This window comes from Bartonella sp. CL63NXGY, from assembly GCF_042194905.1.
Lineage (GTDB): Bacteria > Pseudomonadota > Alphaproteobacteria > Rhizobiales > Rhizobiaceae > Bartonella.
Map to the genome: position 1 here is coordinate 363 of NZ_JBHINK010000106.1, position 309 is coordinate 671.

At 38.2% G+C, this 309-nt stretch carries 1 protein-coding gene; it reads left to right on the forward strand.

The features are described 5' to 3' along the window. On the forward strand, window positions 1–223 hold a 223-nt coding region (locus ACFIK0_RS09515; protein ID WP_375663929.1), incomplete at its 5' end, for a LexA family protein. Window positions 224–309: the final 86 nt, after the last annotated feature.

A 309-nucleotide genomic window follows, 5' to 3' on the forward strand; every position in this document is an offset into this window, starting at 1 on the left:
TATCCATCATCTAATCATTAAAAAACAAACCACCCCTAAAAATCATGATATTGTAATCGCAATGACTGATGATAACGAAGCGACCTGCAAACGGTTCTACAAAGAAACTAAAGAACACCGATTCCGTTTACAACCCGAAAATGACACAATGGCACCCCTCTATTTTGACAATGTAACTATTCTAGGGAAAGTCATCGGTCTGTATCGAGAACATGTCTTTTAAAACCTAAATACCGCAGCGATGGGAATTTATCGCTGCGGTATTTTTTTATTTCTGAATACGGTAAAGACGTTGGTGCTCCTTTTGAC